Source organism: Pseudomonas sp. GW823-FHT02C05, assembly GCF_058797595.1.
Genome location: NZ_JBXAJU010000005.1, coordinates 58122 through 74246 on the forward strand (window position 1 = coordinate 58122; position 16125 = coordinate 74246).

18 protein-coding genes and 1 tRNA gene are annotated in these 16125 nt (G+C 64.5%); 14 read left to right on the top strand and 5 right to left on the bottom strand.

The features are described from left to right. The first annotated feature begins 222 nt into the window (after positions 1–222). From AC1RGE_RS25445 to AC1RGE_RS25465, 5 genes are all read left to right on the top strand, one after another. On the top strand, positions 223–783 hold the full coding sequence (locus AC1RGE_RS25445) for a YbhB/YbcL family Raf kinase inhibitor-like protein (protein ID WP_011058553.1): 561 nt from the start codon (positions 223–225) through the stop codon (positions 781–783). An 88-nt stretch (positions 784–871) separates the two neighbouring features. Next, a complete protein-coding gene (locus AC1RGE_RS25450) occupies positions 872–2620 on the top strand; it encodes a vWA domain-containing protein (RefSeq protein ID WP_492585214.1) in 1749 nt (582 codons plus the stop codon). 37 nt (positions 2621–2657) lie between these two features. Then, positions 2658–3239 (top strand): RNA polymerase sigma factor, encoded by a 582-nt coding sequence (locus AC1RGE_RS25455; protein WP_072443730.1) that lies wholly within the window; start codon positions 2658–2660, stop codon positions 3237–3239. Then, positions 3236–3919 (top strand): hypothetical protein, encoded by a 684-nt coding sequence (locus AC1RGE_RS25460; protein ID WP_492585216.1) that lies wholly within the window; start codon positions 3236–3238, stop codon positions 3917–3919. Before AC1RGE_RS25455 ends, AC1RGE_RS25460 begins: the two co-directional genes overlap by 4 nt. Before the next feature lie 72 nt (positions 3920–3991). After that, positions 3992–4177, top strand: coding sequence for a hypothetical protein (locus tag AC1RGE_RS25465; RefSeq protein WP_011058556.1), 186 nt, complete (start codon positions 3992–3994; stop codon positions 4175–4177). Positions 4178–4195: 18 nt separating this feature from the next. Here AC1RGE_RS25465 and AC1RGE_RS25470 read toward each other — a convergent pair whose 3' ends face one another. The 3 genes from AC1RGE_RS25470 to AC1RGE_RS25480 form a co-directional block, all read right to left on the bottom strand. Beyond that, positions 4196–4660, bottom strand: a complete 465-nt coding sequence (locus tag AC1RGE_RS25470) for a hypothetical protein (RefSeq protein ID WP_011058557.1) — start codon at positions 4658–4660, stop codon at positions 4196–4198. Continuing rightward, positions 4644–5495: a hypothetical protein gene (locus AC1RGE_RS25475; RefSeq protein WP_015633705.1), complete on the bottom strand. Its 852-nt coding sequence runs from the start codon at positions 5493–5495 to the stop codon at positions 4644–4646. The genes AC1RGE_RS25470 and AC1RGE_RS25475 overlap by 17 nt, the downstream gene beginning before the upstream one ends. A gap of 163 nt (positions 5496–5658) precedes the next feature. Next, positions 5659–5735, bottom strand: a tRNA-Arg gene (locus tag AC1RGE_RS25480). A 188-nt stretch (positions 5736–5923) separates the two neighbouring features. Between AC1RGE_RS25480 and AC1RGE_RS25485 the strand changes: the two genes are divergently transcribed. The 9 genes from AC1RGE_RS25485 (at position 5924) to AC1RGE_RS25525 (ending at position 13621) form a co-directional block, all read left to right on the top strand. Then, positions 5924–6454, top strand: a complete 531-nt coding sequence (locus AC1RGE_RS25485) for an RNA polymerase sigma factor (RefSeq protein WP_492585218.1) — start codon at positions 5924–5926, stop codon at positions 6452–6454. A 119-nt stretch (positions 6455–6573) separates the two neighbouring features. Next, complete coding sequence (locus tag AC1RGE_RS25490) at positions 6574–6801, top strand: RebB family R body protein (protein ID WP_011058560.1); 228 nt, start codon at positions 6574–6576, stop codon at positions 6799–6801. A 24-nt stretch (positions 6802–6825) separates the two neighbouring features. Continuing rightward, complete coding sequence (locus AC1RGE_RS25495) at positions 6826–7494, top strand: hypothetical protein (RefSeq protein ID WP_011058561.1); 669 nt, start codon at positions 6826–6828, stop codon at positions 7492–7494. A gap of 141 nt (positions 7495–7635) precedes the next feature. Next, the gene (locus tag AC1RGE_RS25500; RefSeq protein WP_492585220.1) at positions 7636–8193 is read left to right on the top strand and encodes a hypothetical protein; all 558 of its coding nucleotides are present in this window, start codon (positions 7636–7638) and stop codon (positions 8191–8193) included. A gap of 113 nt (positions 8194–8306) precedes the next feature. Beyond that, entirely contained in the window at positions 8307–8621 is a 315-nt protein-coding gene (locus AC1RGE_RS25505) for a RebB family R body protein (RefSeq protein WP_011058563.1), read from the top strand. 54 nt (positions 8622–8675) lie between these two features. Continuing rightward, positions 8676–8990, top strand: a complete 315-nt coding sequence (locus AC1RGE_RS25510) for a RebB family R body protein (RefSeq protein ID WP_011058564.1) — start codon at positions 8676–8678, stop codon at positions 8988–8990. Between the two features lie 380 nt (positions 8991–9370). Then, positions 9371–10813, top strand: coding sequence for an NADP-dependent succinate-semialdehyde dehydrogenase (gene gabD / locus AC1RGE_RS25515; RefSeq protein ID WP_011058565.1), 1443 nt, complete (start codon positions 9371–9373; stop codon positions 10811–10813). 177 nt (positions 10814–10990) lie between these two features. Continuing rightward, the gene (gabT, locus tag AC1RGE_RS25520) at positions 10991–12268 is read left to right on the top strand and encodes a 4-aminobutyrate--2-oxoglutarate transaminase (RefSeq protein ID WP_011058566.1); all 1278 of its coding nucleotides are present in this window, start codon (positions 10991–10993) and stop codon (positions 12266–12268) included. 138 nt (positions 12269–12406) lie between these two features. Further along, positions 12407–13621, top strand: coding sequence for a response regulator (locus AC1RGE_RS25525; protein WP_011058567.1), 1215 nt, complete (start codon positions 12407–12409; stop codon positions 13619–13621). A gap of 94 nt (positions 13622–13715) precedes the next feature. Here AC1RGE_RS25525 and AC1RGE_RS25530 read toward each other — a convergent pair whose 3' ends face one another. Further along, positions 13716–14708, bottom strand: a complete 993-nt coding sequence (locus AC1RGE_RS25530; RefSeq protein ID WP_011058568.1) for a GGDEF domain-containing protein — start codon at positions 14706–14708, stop codon at positions 13716–13718. A gap of 216 nt (positions 14709–14924) precedes the next feature. Continuing rightward, positions 14925–16109, bottom strand: a complete 1185-nt coding sequence (gene desA / locus AC1RGE_RS25535) for a delta-9 fatty acid desaturase DesA (protein WP_011058569.1) — start codon at positions 16107–16109, stop codon at positions 14925–14927. Between the last annotated feature and the right edge of the window lie 16 nt (positions 16110–16125).

Genomic DNA, 16125 nt, shown 5'->3' on the forward strand with positions numbered 1-16125 from the left:
GCCTGTGCATCATTTCAGGAGGCGGGCGGATGGCCCGCCGCTCTTTCCGGCCGGCCGTGGAGGGTGGTCGCCATTGCGATTCCTGTCTGAAATATTCATTTACAACTACCCCCGTCCTCAAGCTCAATCTGCTCCCTTGCCTGGTGCGAAGGAGTGCGCTCTTTCGTGCAGGCTATAGTCTTGTGCTCACCCTGACCTCATCCGCAAATAAGGTGCTTTCGTATGTCTCGCTTTGCCTCCCGCAATACTTGGCTGGCCGTTGGTGCCGCGTTGCTGTGCCTGCACTTGCCCGTGCAGGCACAGGAGCGTTTTACCCTGAACATTCCCGGGGTTTCGGATGACCGGCTGTTCACTACGGGCAATGCCAGCGATGCCAAGGGCTGTGGCGGGCACAATAATTCCCCGGCCTTGAACTGGACCGCCGGCCCGACCGGGACCTTGAGCTACGCCATCGTCATGCACGACCCGGACGGGGCCAAGGGCCAGGGCGTGGATCACTGGGTGCACTACGGCATCAAGCCCACCACCCGGCAGATTCCCGCCGGTGCCGGCAACAAGCCGAACCTGGAAGGGCTGGCCGGCCTCAACAGCCGCAACGGTACTTCCTATATGGGCCCGTGCCCGCCGGTGGGTGACAGCGCGCACCACTACATCATCCAGATCTACGCCCTGGACCTGCCGCCGGAAGCCCTGCCCGCCGGGCTGACCCGCGCCCAACTGCTAGAAAAGATCAACGGTCACGTACTGCGCAACAGCAGTGTGGTGCGCCGCTATTCCCGCTGAGTGAAATTTTTTTCGAAGGCTTAACCCGAATCGCCCAGGGGCTTCGTCTGAAGGGGGGAATGGATCATTTCTTTCCGAGGTCAGCCCCATGTCCCTTCCCGTGCATTTCCTTCGTCCGGCCGCCCAGGGTTTTGCCGCCGGCCTGTTGCTGGCAGTTGCCGGCTGTGGTGTGTCGTCCAAGCCCGAATCCGCTGCCGGCTCGTCAACTCAGGGAGCATTGCAGGCTGCGCCTCAAGCGCAGTACGAGGTGCAGCATGCCGATGCCACCATGGCCAAGCGCGCTGTGCATCCCATGAGGTTGTCAGCGCCGATGCCGGCGCCCGTTAGCTCACGGGATTCGCTGGTGGCCGGTTACCGCGACGAGCCCCGGGAGCAGTACCAGAAACTGCCGGACAACCCGATCCACAGCGTCGCCGAAGCACCGGTCTCGACCTTCAGCGCCGACGTCGATACGGGTGCCTATGCCAACGTCCGCCGCTTGCTCAACCAGGGCAGCCTGCCGCCGGAGGGCGCGGTGCGCCTGGAGGAACTGGTCAACTACTTCCCCTACGATTACGCCCTGCCCACGGACGGCTCGCCCTTTGGCGTGACCACCGAGCTGGCGCCGTCGCCGTGGAATCCCCATACCCGCCTGCTGCGCATCGGCATCAAGGCATCGGATCGCGCGGTGGCGGAGCTGGCCCCGGCCAACCTGGTGTTCCTGGTGGATGTCTCCGGCTCCATGGATCGCCGTGAAGGCCTGCCCCTGGTGAAAAGCACCCTCAAGCTGTTGGTGGATCAACTGCGGGACCAGGATCGGGTGTCGCTGGTGGTCTACGCCGGTGAATCACGGGTGGTGCTGGAGCCCACGTCCGGTCGTGACAAGGCGAAGATCCGCACTGCCATCGACCAGCTCACCGCGGGTGGTTCCACGGCGGGCGCCTCGGGTATCCAGCTGGCCTACCAGATGGCCCAGCAGGGTTTTATCGACCAGGGCATCAACCGCATCCTGCTGGCCACCGACGGCGACTTCAACGTCGGCGTCAGCGACTTCGACAGCCTCAAGGCCATGGCCGCCGAGAAGCGCAAGAGTGGTGTCTCCCTGACCACCCTGGGGTTCGGCGTGGACAACTACAACGAGCACCTGATGGAGCAACTGGCCGACGCCGGTGACGGCAACTACGCCTACATCGACAACCTGCGCGAAGCGCGCAAGGTGCTGGTGGACCAGCTCAGCTCGACCCTGGCGGTGGTGGCCAAGGACGTGAAGCTGCAAGTAGAGTTCAACCCGGCCCAGGTCAGCGAATACCGCCTGCTGGGTTATGAGAACCGTGCACTCGAGCGAGAAGACTTCAGCAACGATAAGGTCGACGCCGGGGAAATCGGTGCAGGGCATACGGTTACCGCGTTGTATGAAATTGTCCCGGCTGGCGAGAAGGGTTGGCTGGAGCCGCTGCGTTATACCCAGGCCAAGGCGCCGCAACAGAGTGGCAAGCAGGGCGAACTGGCCATGCTGCGGCTGCGCTACAAGGCGCCGGAAGGCGGCAGCAGCCGCCTGATCGAACGGCCCATCAGTGCCCAGCAGCCGGGCAGCCTGGCGGCGGCCAGCCCCGACCTGCGCTTCGCCGCAGCCGTGGCGGCGTTCTCCCAGCAGCTCAAGGACGGCCGCTACACCGGCAACTTCAGCCTGGCCGACACGGTCAAGCTGGCCCAGGGCGCCAAGGGTGCCGACCCTTACGGCCTGCGAGGCGAGTTCGTACAGCTGGTGGAGCTGGCGCAAAGCCTGCAAACTCAGGCGCCGAAAGCCCAGGCGGCGCAGCCCGTGGACTTGAGCCAAGTGCAGAGCCGCCTTGAGTAGACCTCAGACCCGCAGTGAACAGGAGTTCAACCGCCCTATGTCTGCTGCCCAATCCACCAGCGACGCCAGCAGCGATGAAACGCTGCTGGCGCGTTACCGTGCCGGAGACCCCGCGGCCTTCGAGGTGCTTTACCAGCGCCATCGCCAGGGCTTGTATCGCTTTGTGCTGAGCTTGTGTGGCAAGGCCGAGCTGGCGGATGAGGTCTACCAGGAAACCTGGCTCAGCCTGATCCGCAGCACCAGCCAGCCCCAGGGCCGGGCCAGCTTCCGGACCTGGTTGTACCAGATTGCCCGCAACCGCTTGATCGACCACTGGCGCAAGCACGGCCAGCGCAACCCGTTGCACGACAGCTATGACGAACAACTGCACGGTGAAGCCGACCATGCCCCCGGCCCCGAGCAGCAACTGAGCCTGTGCCGCGACCAGCAGCGTATCGAAGCCGCCCTGCAGGACCTGCCCGAAGACCAGCGTGAGGTGTTCTTGCTGCGGGCCCACGGCGACCTGGAACTGCCAGAAATCGCCAGCCTGACCCAGGCTCCCCTGGAAACGGTGAAAAGCCGTTTCCGCTATGCGTTGAAAAAATTGCGTCGGCTCCTGGCCGAGGAGGTACTCACATGACTGACGCCCGACAGACCCCAACCCTCGAAGAGCAGATGCTGGCGCATATCCGCCAACACAGCGCCCAGGAACCACCGGCCCATCTGGATGCCCTGATCCTGGCCACTGCCCGCCGCGAAGCCCCGGCGCCCAGGCCGAGCCTCTGGCAGCGCTGGATGCGCGCCTGCCAGCGGCCGCGCTATCAACTGGCCTTTGCCAGCCTGTTTGGCGTGGCCCTGGTCATTGGCTTGCTGCGGCCCTCCCCGGAGCACTATCCACAAGAGCAGGCCTTTGTCCCTGCGCCCGCTCCAGCCCCAGCTGCGCCCATGGCGCGCCAGGCGGCGCCACGTTCCGCCGAGCTGGCCGGGGCCTTGAGCGTCCCTGAGCCGGCTGCCCCTTCGCCCATCGCTCCGGCGGCCCCTGTCGGCAGTTTTGCCGCGGCGCCGGAGATGGAAGCGTCCGCTGATGCAGCGCCACCTGCGATGGCCAAGCCCAGGGCCGAGTCGAGCAAGCTGGCCAAGCGCATGTCGGCGCCGGCCGCGCCCCGGGCGATCAAGCGATTGAATGAGCAACTGCAGACAGTGCTGCGTCTATGGGACGAGGGCCAGAACCGCGCGGCGGCCGAGCTGCTGCTCCAGCTGCAGGAAACTTATCCACAGGAGGATCTGGACGCGCGCCTGCAAGCCTTGCGTCGTCAATAAGGTGCGGGGGTTGGCTGTCGCAGCGGAAAACGCGCACTATCTGCCCAGTTTCCAGAAAGTGAGAGGCCGGTCATGGCACCCCGCATCGACCGTATTGCTGCAATGTTGAACTGCCCGATCAAGGGCGCGGAGCTGCGCCAGGCCATCAAGGAAAGCCGCAAGGACTTTGGCCTTGAAGAGGGCGAGGACCTCGATCAGCAGGCCGACGACGAAGACGATCAGGCGGCCCCGCACTCCGACGCCGTCGAGGAGGAGTGACCCTGGCAGCCCCAGCGCTCAGGCGTAGGGGGTGGCGGGCAACTCGATGAACTCGGCGCAGGCACCGTCCGCGGTCATGCGCCGAGCCCGTTCCGGCAGCAGCCGGGCGTGGTTTTCCACTTGCCAGCGATACCAGCTCAGGCGCTGCACGATCCGCCGCCGGCAGGGCTCCGGCAATTGCCCCAGCAGGTCGACACTCTCGGGCGCCCAGCGGGCTCGGGTCGAGTAGTAGCAGAACAGGTTTTCCCGCAGGCCGAAACAGTCCTCAATGCTTTCCTCGACGCTGTACGCGTAGCGCTCGAAGCTGGCACTTAGTTGCTGTGCGCCGTCGGCGTTGTCCCGCAGGTAGGCGAAGATCCCCGGCCAATTGATGCAGTACAGGTGCTCGTCCCAATCGCCGTCCCGGGTCAGGTACTGGCCCTGGCCGCGAAAGAACTGCAGCACTTCCTCGCGCTCCAGAGCCACTTCAAAGTTGCTTTTCATCGGGTGTTCCCTTGACGTCGGCGATGCTCACAGATAACGCCACGCATTCGATCACGCAATCGAAGCCGATTTCCAGGCGCAGGTGATAACCGGGGCCCAGGCGAGTGAGCTGGGTGCGCATGCGCCCGTCGAAGCGCGTGCCGCTGACCGCCAGTTCGCTGATGCCCTGGACCTTGAGCACGAAACTGCAGTGGGTCGCCGCCTCGATCACCGGCCAGCTGGCAGGCACAGACAAGCGCGGCAGTTCACCGCTCAGGTGCAGGCTCAGTTGCTCGCCCTGGAACTGCGGGCCCTGGGTCTCCAGGTCATAGGGCGTGGCGGTCACATCGAACTCGGCCCGCCAGGCTTCAGGGTTGTCGATGCCGAACAGCCAATCCCCGCCGAAACGCTCACGGTGCGGGATTGCCCGGCACTCTGCCAGCGAAGGCAATTGCGCGCGGACCAGGTCTTCCTGCCAGCGCTCCCGTGCCGCGTTCAGCAGGCGCTGGAAAAGGTCCCGGCTGTTGTCGATCACCCCTGGCCAGTTGCTGGGCCACTGATCGTATTCGTAGTCGTCCTCGATGGGCTCCCAGATCTGTTCGAAGTCGTAGTCCGGGTCATCCAGGGCCGCTTGCAGCACCTCCACCAGCCGCTGTCGATGCCGGAAATTTTCCCGGGAACCGTGGCGCATCAGGCCGTAGTGGCGGACCAGGTATTCGCGGTCGTCCGGGTCATTGGGGTTGTAGCGGTTCAGTTCGGCATCCAGGGCCGGGGGCATGTCATAGCCCATGAACCAGGTGACCCAGTCGCGTATCTGGGGCTCGAAGGGTTGATTGTGCAGGGGATGGCGCAGCATCGGGACCTCCTGTCCGGGGGCGGCGAATGTAGCAAGTTGCGCCTCGCCAGGACAGCCCGGGGCCGTCATGTGTGCGGGGTGCCGTCCGGGCATCGCGCCGTTTTGCATCGCGGATCAACAAAAAAGCCCCAGGCCGTAAGACCTGGGGCTTTTTCGCTGAAGATGGCGCACTCGGCGGGATTCGAACCCACGACCCCTGCCTTCGGAGGGCAGTACTCTATCCAGCTGAGCTACGAGTGCAGTGCGGGCGACATCATACCTATGTCGACTCGGGGCGTCCACGCCGGTTTTCATCGGCTGGTGCTTGTCCGTCGCAACCCCCGGAAACCTGGGCCGTAGTGGCAGTTTTTCCTGCTGAAGCTTCTTCGTACCTGCGCGCAACCTGCAGCCAGAACCGTGCAATCACGGGGCACAGGGAGGTGCAGGAGATGAACTGTTCCATGCCGGGCGGCCTGCCGGACCAACTGTTCGAAGCCAGCTGGAGGGCGGTATTGCCCGGTTTGCAGCGCCGCGCCCGGCAGTTGGCGCGGGGCAACGCCGATGGTGCCCAAGAGTGGCTGGCGGCCACGGCGATCAAGGCGCTGCTGTTCTTTCGTCGCTCGCCGGAGCGGATTCGCGACCCCCAGGGCTTTCTGTTCCTGGTGCTCGATCATGTGTTTGTCGACAGCTGCCGCCGGCAGGCCCGGGAGCAGCGCCTGTTTGTGGATTTCGCCGGGCTCGAGGATGACCCGCTGCAGCAGCTGGAGGCCCCGCAGATGTCGGTGCTCGACCAGGTGGAATTGCTGGAGACCCTGGCCCTGCTCAGTCGACGGGTGGCGCAACTGCCGCCGAAGAAGCGCCGCCTGTTTGAACTAAAGTTTGTCGACGACCTGCCCTATCCCCACATCGCCGCCGAGCTGGGCATGAACCAGCCCTTGGCGCGCAAGTATGTGCAGCTGTTGCGGGCGCAGTTGCGTTGATGCGGCCTGAGGTTTCACAGCCGGCTCGCTCGGGCGTTCCTGTTCAGTGAGCCTGTTTTCGATGCTGTAGCCGGTGCCGCCGCCTTCTGCGGTGGGCCATTCCATCTAAGGAGAGATGTATGCCCGATCCAATGGTCAACTCGCAGATCACCGATGCCGTCACCCAGACCAACGTCAAGGTCGTGGCCGAGGCTCCGGCCCAGGCCATCGCCTCGCTGTACCAGGTGGCCAGCCACTCGGCCGGCCTGTCGCTACAGAACGCGGTCAACAGCCAGCAGGCGCTCAACCAGATCTCCAATGCGGTGGTGTCCAAGGCCGTGGCGCTGATCATGGCGATTGGCGAGTAGGGCTGATCGCCTGGGAGAATCGTCATGGCCTGGTTCAAGAAGAAAACCCCACCCGCAGCCGCGGCCGATGAAAGCGCCGGCGCGGCGGCCGACCCTGGCGCCGCTGCAGTAGCCGCCGAGCCTGAGGCACCCTCGGCGATGGCCGGTGACGCCGCCTCGACGGCCAGCGCGCCGGCGCCCGATCCTGCGCCATCGCCTGCAGGCCCGGCGCAGCCCTCGATGATGCAGACGATGAACGCGCACCTGCTTAAGCAGGCCGGCACGCCCAGCAGCGACAGCACCGATGCCCTGAACAGCCAGATTGTCCAGGCGGTGCAGTTCAGCAATGCCCAGACCTTCAGCTATGCCCCGGCGCAGATCGCAGCAGCGCCGGACATGATGATCAGCCAGGCCGCCGGCCTGGTGGCGCAGTCGGCGGCGGGGTATTTCGACGGGGTCAGCAAGCTGGCCCTGGCGGCCCAGGCGGTGCTGCTCAAGCAGATGACCGAGAACATCGTCAAAGAGAACGTCAAGGGGGCTGCCGAGGATGCCCTGGGCGCGTTGGTCACCGATCTGCTGGTGGGCGCGGCGGCTGCGGTGGCGGCGGCTGCCGGAGCCATGGAGGCCGACGCGGCCGGCGTGGCCATCGACAAGATCGACCAGAGCATCGCCAAGTACAGCAGCACCCTGGCCAATCGCACACCGTCCTCCTGAGCAAGCGCCCCGGGCGCGCCAGGTGCCCGGGGCCTGCACGGCCAGGAGCATGACCGCGACACAGGCTTTTCCCCTGGCGTTGAAGTTCGACGGACCCGGTGCCCAGCCCTTCAACGTCATTCATTGAGTAAGGAGCATGCAATGGCGAATGAAGAGCAGACCCCGATGGCGACGATATTCGGCTTTGCCGAGAAGTATCTGAAACGCCCGTTGACCCAGGTCGAGCGCCAGGTACTGGAGGCATTTGCCCAGGACAAGCCGCTGGACATGTCCAGGGCCGCGCAACAGAGCGTCGATCAGGCGCGGCAGCGGGCCACGGAGCTGATGCAGTCCGATGGGCTGCGCACCCGGCAGATCATCGATCAACTGGCCGGTTCCGCCGCCGCGGGCAAGGCCGATCCCCAGGCGCGGGAGCTGGTGCTGCGCCAATTGCTGGCGGCCGCCGAGTCCGAGGAGCCGTTGTCGGTATCGCCCCCCGGGGCCGGCCTGGTGACGACCGCCGCCGCTGCAGCCGCCGCGGCGGCGCTGGCGCCGGCACTGTCCCCGGCCAGCTTCCCGGTGGACGATCCGCAGCTCAAGGCAATGATCAACGCCCTGGTCCAGCAGGAGGTGAAAGCCGCGGTCGAGGCGCGGATGGCCGGGCTGTCGCAGAAAGTCGAAGACACCCTCAAGCAACTGACCGCCGGCGGTGGGCAATAAGGGCCCCCTGAAATAACCGCAAGGCCGTTCAAGCCCCGCTTCACAGCATCAGGGCTGCCACGTTCACTCAATGACACGGAATGCTCCGTGTGCCTAACAAAGGAAGTTGAGCCATGCCACTTGTAAACGAACAAATCACCGATGCCGTCACCCAGACCAACGTCAAGGTCGTCGCCGAAGCGCCGGCCATGGCGATGGGCACCATCTACCAATCCATGGCCCAGGCCACCGCGATCCTGTTCCAGAACTCGGTCTCGGCGCAGCAGCAGCAAAACACCCTGGCCCAGGCGGCCACCAACCAGGGCGTGATGCAGATCTACAGCGTCGACACTACCGCCGGGGCGGCGGCCACCGAAAAAGTCGCCCAGGGCGGGGTCTCCGACAACCTCACCAGCCTGTTGACGGTTCTCAAGTCCTTTCAGAGCTGATGGCTGAAAGCCTGATTTTCCGTTGAACCTACCTGCTGAAAAAATGGAGTTTTTATGAGCACAGTCAGTCCGCAAATCACCGATGCCGTCACCCAGACCAACGTCAAGGTCGTCGCCGAAGCGCCAGCCATGTCGATGGGCACCATCTACCAGTCCATGGGCCAGTCCGTGGCCATCCTGTTCCAGAACTCGGTTTCGGCGCAGCAGCAGCAAAACACCCTGGCCCAGGCGGCCACCAACCAGGGCGTGATGCAGATCTACAGCGTCGACACCACCGCCGGTGCGTCGGCCACCGAGAAAGTCGCCCAGGGCGGTGTGGCCGACAACCTCACCAGCCTGTTGACGGTGCTCAAGTCGTTCAGTAGCTGACCGTTCCCCAGGCGCCATGCCAGCGCCCCCGCCGCCTGCCATAGGCTGCGGGGGCGTTGTCTTTTGCCCGGCGGCATGGGAGGTTGAAGCGGATTTTTTACCGCTAGGCGCCTTTACGTTCTTTTTTTCGAACAGCCTATTGTCCTTTACCCCCGTTGACCCTAGGATTCGTTTGAGATTTCAAACGCTCTTGCCTGGGTGCCCAAACGCACGTCTATTCTTGTGTGCGACTTTTTCGTGCTTTTACCCAGTGAACGATTTTCCTGACGGCAGCCTGGCCACGGGCTGGTGACAGCGCCCCGGCGCTCTCCTCCTGACCTGGCGCCTTTCTACAATCACAATTCGCCCCGCGTATGCGCGGTGCTGTTAAGGAAGCCGACATGCAGCTCAAAGACGCCCAGTTGTTCCGCCAACAAGCCTTCATCGATGGAGCTTGGGTCGACGCGGACAACGGCCAGACGATCAAGGTCAACAACCCCGCTACCGGTGAAATCCTCGGTACCGTGCCAAAGATGGGCGCTGCCGAAACCCGCCGCGCCATCGAGGCCGCCGACAAGGCCCTGCCGGCCTGGCGTGCCCTGACCGCCAAGGAGCGCGCCACCAAGCTGCGCCGCTGGTATGAATTGCTGATCGAGAACCAGGACGACCTGGGTCGCCTGATGACCCTGGAGCAGGGCAAGCCGCTGGCCGAAGCCAAGGGCGAAATCGCCTACGCCGCCTCCTTCATCGAATGGTTCGCCGAAGAAGCCAAGCGCATCTACGGCGACGTGATTCCCGGCCACCAGCCCGACAAGCGCCTGATCGTGATCAAGCAGCCGATCGGCGTGACCGCGGCCATCACCCCGTGGAACTTCCCGGCGGCGATGATCACCCGTAAAGCCGGCCCGGCCCTGGCCGCCGGTTGCACCATGGTCATCAAGCCCGCTTCGCAAACCCCGTTCTCGGCCCTGGCCCTGGTGGAACTGGCGCACCGTGCCGGCATCCCGAAAGGCGTGCTGAGCGTGGTCACCGGCAGCGCCGGCGACATCGGCGGCGAGCTCACCAGCAACCCGATCGTGCGCAAGCTGTCGTTCACCGGCTCCACCGAGATCGGTCGCCAGCTGATGGCCGAATGCGCCAAGGACATCAAGAAAGTCTCCCTGGAGCTGGGCGGCAACGCGCCGTTCATCGTGTTCGACGACGCCGACCTGGATAAGGCCGTCGAAGGCGCGATCATCTCCAAGTACCGCAACAACGGCCAGACCTGCGTCTGCGCCAACCGCCTGTACATCCAGGATTCGGTCTACGACGCCTTCGCCGAGAAATTGAAGGCAGCAGTGGCCAAGCTGAAGATCGGCAACGGCCTGGAAGAAGGCACCACCACTGGCCCGCTGATCGACGAAAAAGCCGTGGCCAAGGTCCAGGAACACATCGCCGACGCCCTGAAAAAAGGCGCGACCCTGCTGGCCGGCGGCAAGTCCATGGAAGGCAACTTCTTCGAGCCGACCATCCTGGTCAACGTGCCCAAGGATGCAGCCGTGGCCAAGGAAGAAACCTTTGGCCCACTGGCGCCGCTGTTCCGCTTCAAAGACGAAGCCGAAGTCATCGCCATGTCCAACGACACCGAGTTCGGCCTGGCCTCGTACTTCTATGCCCGCGACCTGGGCCGTGTGTTCCGTGTGGCCGAGGCCCTGGAATACGGCATGGTCGGGGTCAACACCGGCCTGATCTCCAACGAAGTGGCGCCGTTCGGCGGCATCAAGGCCTCGGGCCTGGGCCGTGAAGGTTCCAAGTACGGGATCGAGGATTACCTGGAAATCAAATACCTCTGCCTGGGTATCTGATCCGGTTTCAAGCGCCGGGGGCACGAGAGCGCTGTCCCCCTGCGCAGCTTTAAAAAACGCACTTTTCAAGGTGGCCCGGGACCGCTCCGACAGTCGATCATCGCATGCTGTCGCAGGCGCTTCCCCGCCCCGCAACCCTTGAATCACACCGCTGCCGCAGCGGTGAATGAGGACACTATGAGCAAGACCAACGCATCTTTGATGAAACGCCGTGAAGCCGCTGTACCGCGCGGTGTTGGCCAGATTCACCCGATCTTCGCCGACAGCGCGAAGAACGCCACCGTCACCGACGTTGAAGGCCGCGAGTTCATCGACTTCGCCGGCGGTATCGCGGTACTGAACACCGGTCACGTGCACCCGAAGATCATCGCCGCGGTGACCGAGCAACTGAACAAGCTGACCCACACCTGCTTCCAGGTCCTGGCCTACGAGCCTTACGTGGAGCTGTGCGAGAAAATCAACGCCAAGGTGCCAGGTGATTTCGCCAAGAAAACCCTGCTGGTGACCACCGGTTCCGAAGCCGTCGAGAACGCCGTGAAGATTGCCCGTGCCGCCACTGGCCGCGCCGGCGTGATCGCCTTCACCGGCGCCTACCACGGCCGCACCATGATGACCCTGGGCCTGACCGGCAAGGTCGTGCCGTACTCGGCTGGCATGGGCCTGATGCCAGGCGGCATCTTCCGCGCGCTGTACCCGAATGAACTGCACGGCGTGAGCATCGACGACTCCATCGCCAGCATCGAGCGCATCTTCAAGAACGACGCCGAGCCCCGTGATATCGCTGCGATCATCATCGAGCCGGTACAGGGCGAAGGCGGCTTCTACGTCGCGCCCAAAGAGTTCATGAAGCGCCTGCGCGCCCTGTGCGACCAGCACGGCATCCTGCTGATCGCTGACGAAGTGCAGACCGGCGCTGGCCGTACCGGCACCTTCTTCGCCATGGAACAGATGGGCGTTACCGCCGACCTGACCACCTTCGCCAAGTCCATCGCCGGCGGCTTCCCGCTGGCCGGTGTCTGCGGCAAGGCCGAGTACATGGACGCCATCGCTCCAGGCGGCCTGGGCGGCACCTACGCCGGTAGCCCGATCGCTTGTGCGGCGGCCCTGGCGGTGATGGAAGTGTTCGAGGAAGAGCACCTGCTGGATCGCTGCAAGGCTGTTGGCGAGCGCCTGGTGACCGGCCTCAAGGCCATCCAGGCCAAGTACCCGGTGATCGGTGAAGTGCGTGCCCTGGGCGCGATGATCGCGGTGGAACTGTTCGAGAATGGCGACAGCCACAAGCCGAACGCCGCTGCCGTGGCCCAGGTCGTGGCCAAGGCTCGCGACAAGGGGCTGATCCTGCTGTCCTGCGGCACCTACGGCAACGTTCTGCGGGTTCTGGTACCGCTGACCTCGCCGGATGCCCAGCTGGACAAAGGCCTGGCCATCATCGAAGAGTGCTTCGCTGAACTCTGATGACGCTGTGACCTGATCGACAGAAAAACCCGCTTCGGCGGGTTTTTTTTCGCCCTCAGGCGGCTCCAGGGGGATTTGCGTTGTATGGAAGCCCGCGCATTGACTAAGGTGCAAGGGATTGCCTAGGGAGCGTGCTGCATGACCGCTGTTGATTTACCCGCTGTACCTCGCGTGCTGATTGCCGAGGCTGATCCCTGGTCTCGTGATTTGCTCAAGCAAGTGCTGTTGAACGTGCGCTGTGATGCGCGTCTGGACTTGTGTGCCGACGGTCAGGAGGCCATGGACCTGCTGAGCGCCAAACCCTATGACCTGATCATTGCCGATTGGGAGCTGCCGGGCATCGATGGCCTGTCGCTGCTGCGCGCGGTGCGCCAGCGCAAGCGCAACCCGGTGCAGCCGTTCATCCTGCTGAGCGTGCGTAGCGACAGCGCCAGCGTGCGCGAGGCCTTGCCCCTGGCGCCCACTGCCTACCTGACCAAGCCCCTGAACATGGAAGGGCTGACCCAGCGCCTGCAGGGCCTGCTGCTGGACGCCGGCCAGGAAGTCTCCTGCGAGGTGCCGGCCCTGGCGCCGGGCATGACCCTGTGGCCCTTTCTCGAACGCCGACGCGATGTGGCCGACGGCGCGCCGCTGCTCACCGATGTGCAACTGGCGGTCAAGCGCAGCCTCAACCCCGAAGGCCTGGACCTCAAGGTGCTGGAGGAAGAGATCCGCACCGATCCCCAGGTCACCGCGGTGCTGATCGCTGCAGCCAACAGCGCCGCGCAGCACCATGGCGACGGCGTGCAGACCCTGTCCCAGGCCCTGCATCGGCTGGGCACCGGGCAGAGCATGAACCTGATCCTCGGCCTGACCCTCAAGCGCAGCGCGCGCCTGAGCGATCCGGCCCTGGCCGACTATGCCGAGCGCTATTGGGAGCTGTCCCTGCATACCGCGGAATACGGCCGGACCCTGGCGCGCCTGCTGGACTTGGACCAGGAGCGCTGCTACTGCGCCGGGCTACTGCATCGCCTGGGCGATCTGGCGTTGCTGCGTTGCTTGCAGGAGTGGAAACAGGCCGGCGGCGAGCTGGACGACCAGGAAGAAATCGGCGATGCCCTGGAGCGCTTTGGCGCGGCCTACGGCTCGGCGCTGCGGACCCGCTGGCGCATGCCCCTTGAACTGCGGGAACTGATTGCCTCGATCTACCAGTTGGGCGGTGGGGTGTATTCCCGCGAGGCACTGGTGATGAACCTGGCGGCGCAGCTGGCGCGGCTGACCGAGCACGAAGGGGTGGAAGAGATCGCGCGCTGCAAGACCGCGCGGCTGCTGAAGGTCGGGCTGCCGGAATTGACCCGCCTGCGCAAGGGCTGAACCACTGTAGGAGCCGGCTGGCCGGCGAAGAGGCCTTGGAGTCTTGTGCAAGCCTTGCGGGCCAGCCAGCTCCTACGGGCGAGTGGTCGCGGGTTTATCCGGTGATGATGCGGTTCTTGCCCTGGCGCTTGGCTTCGTACATGGCGCTGTCGGCGCGGGCGAACAGGTTGTCCAGGCTTTCGTCTTCCGCCAGCAGGCCGGTCAGGCCCTGGCTCACGGTGATGGTGAACGTCTGGCCCTGGTGGCTGAAATTCTGGCGCTGGATCTCCCGTTGCAGGCGCTCGGCCACCTGGCGCGCCATGTCCGCGGTGCAGCCGGGAAAAACCGCGGCGAACTCCTCGCCACCGATCCGCCCGAACAGGTCGCCGCGACGCAGGGCCGCGCGCCCGCTTTCGGCGATGCGCTGCAGGACGATGTCGCCTTCGGGGTGGCCGTAGGTGTCGTTGATCACTTTGAAGTCATCGATATCCAGCAGCAGGAAGGCCAGGGACGAGCCTTGCAGGCGCGCCTGCTCGAACTCGCGGTTGGCGCATTCGAAGAAGTGCCGACGGTTGCTGCTCTGGGTCAGCACGTCGGTGGTGGCCAGGCGTTGCAACTCGGTTTCCAGCTGCTTCTTTTCGGTGATGTCTTCGGCGATGCCGACCACGATCAGGCGTTGCCCGGGCTCGGCATTGCGGTTGATGAAGCATTTGTCGCTGAGCCAGCGCACCTGGCCCTGGGCATCGATGATGCGGTACTCGCGATCTTCCACCGCGCCCTTTTCCAGGACCTGGGCCAGGCTGCGCTCGGCGTACTCCAGGTCATCGGGGTAGATGCTGTCGCGCCATTGATTGCAGTCCGCCAGGAGCAGGCCTGCGGGGCGACCGAAGATCCGTTCATAGGCCGGGCTGACGTACAGCACCTGGCGGCTGTCCCAGTCGAAGGCCCAGAGCACCGCGTTGACACTGACCAGCAGCGAGCTGAACAGCTGCTCGCGTTCGGTCAGGCGGGCCACTTCGCCCTGTGCATGCATCAGGGCCATCAGGGTTTGCGCGGCTTCGGGCCACTGTGGAAGCGCAGAGGGAGTGTGTGGGTTCTTGTTGACCATCGGCACAGATCTCAAAGGGCGTGCCGCGCGCCGTTAGGCAGCGGCTACAACCAAGCCCGCCTGGGTGGCGAAGTGTTGTTTGAGATAGGGGATCGGGCGCTAAGTTCCCGGCCGCTACAGCGATAGCGCGAGCGCCCGCCAGACGGTCGAGAGGGGCCTGCAAGGCTTGATTTCAGAAGGGCAGCCCCTCGCCACGGGAGTGGCGAGGGGCTGGGGTCAGGCGGTGGTGGGACGCAGGGAATAGGTCTTGAGCTGATGGGCGAAATCACGCAGGGACTGAATGCCGCTGGCCTCGGCCTCGTGTACCCAATCCTTGATGGCCGCGAGCATGTCGTGGCCGTTGGAGCTGGTCTTGACCCAGATCTGCTGCAGGGCCAGACGCTTCTCGTAGATCACCTTCAAGGCCTGGCTGTGCTCCAGCATGCTCTGGATGCGCAGGTGGTGGCGGTCTTCCAGCAGGCTGGTTTCCCGGGACAGCAGGCGCTTGGCGCGGTGGAACTGGTGGCGCACCGAATGATCGACCTTGGCCAGTTCCTGTTTCACCAGCGGGCCGATCACCAGCTTGCGGTACTGGGCCATGATCTGGAACCGGTTGTTGAGGATGGCCATGGCGGTGTCCATGTCCAGGTGGCCCTTGCCTTCGACCCGGTGGGCGATGGGCGCCACGCGCTGGACCCTGGCCAGACGCAGGAAGCTGAAGACCTTGATCCAGGCCCAGCCCAGGTCGAACTCCCACTTCTTCACCGAGAGCTTGGCCGAGTTGGGGTAGGTGTGGTGGTTGTTGTGCAGCTCTTCGCCGCCGACGATGATGCCCCAGGGCACCAGGTTGGTGGCGGCGTCGCGGCATTCGAAGTTGCGGTAGCCCACCGCATGCCCCAGGCCATTGATGACCCCGGCGGCCCAGAACGGAATCCACATCATCTGGATGGCCCAGATGGTGATGCCGATGGTGCCGAACAGCAGCAGGTCGATGGCTGCCATCAGCGCCACGCCGCCCAGCTTGTAGCGGCTGTAGAGGTTGCGTTCGATCCAGTCTTCCGGGCAGTTCTTGCCGTAGATGCGCAGGGTCTCCGGGTTCTTCGCCTCTTCGCGATACAGCTCTGCGCCCTTGCGCAGCACGGTGGACAGGCCCTTGACCACCGGGCTGTGGGGGTCGTCGGCGGTTTCGCACTTGGCGTGGTGCTTGCGGTGGATGGCGGTCCACTCGCGGGTGTTCTGCGCCGTGGTCAGCCACAGCCAGAAGCGGAAGAAATGTTTCAGGCCGGCGTTGAGTTCCAGGGAACGGTGCGCGGAATAGCGATGCAGATAGACCGTGACCGCGACAATGGTCACGTGGGTCATCAACAGGGTGACTGCCACCAGTTGCCAGGCGGACAAGCCAAGTAAACCTTCGTACCACATAGGCGATAAGGCCCTC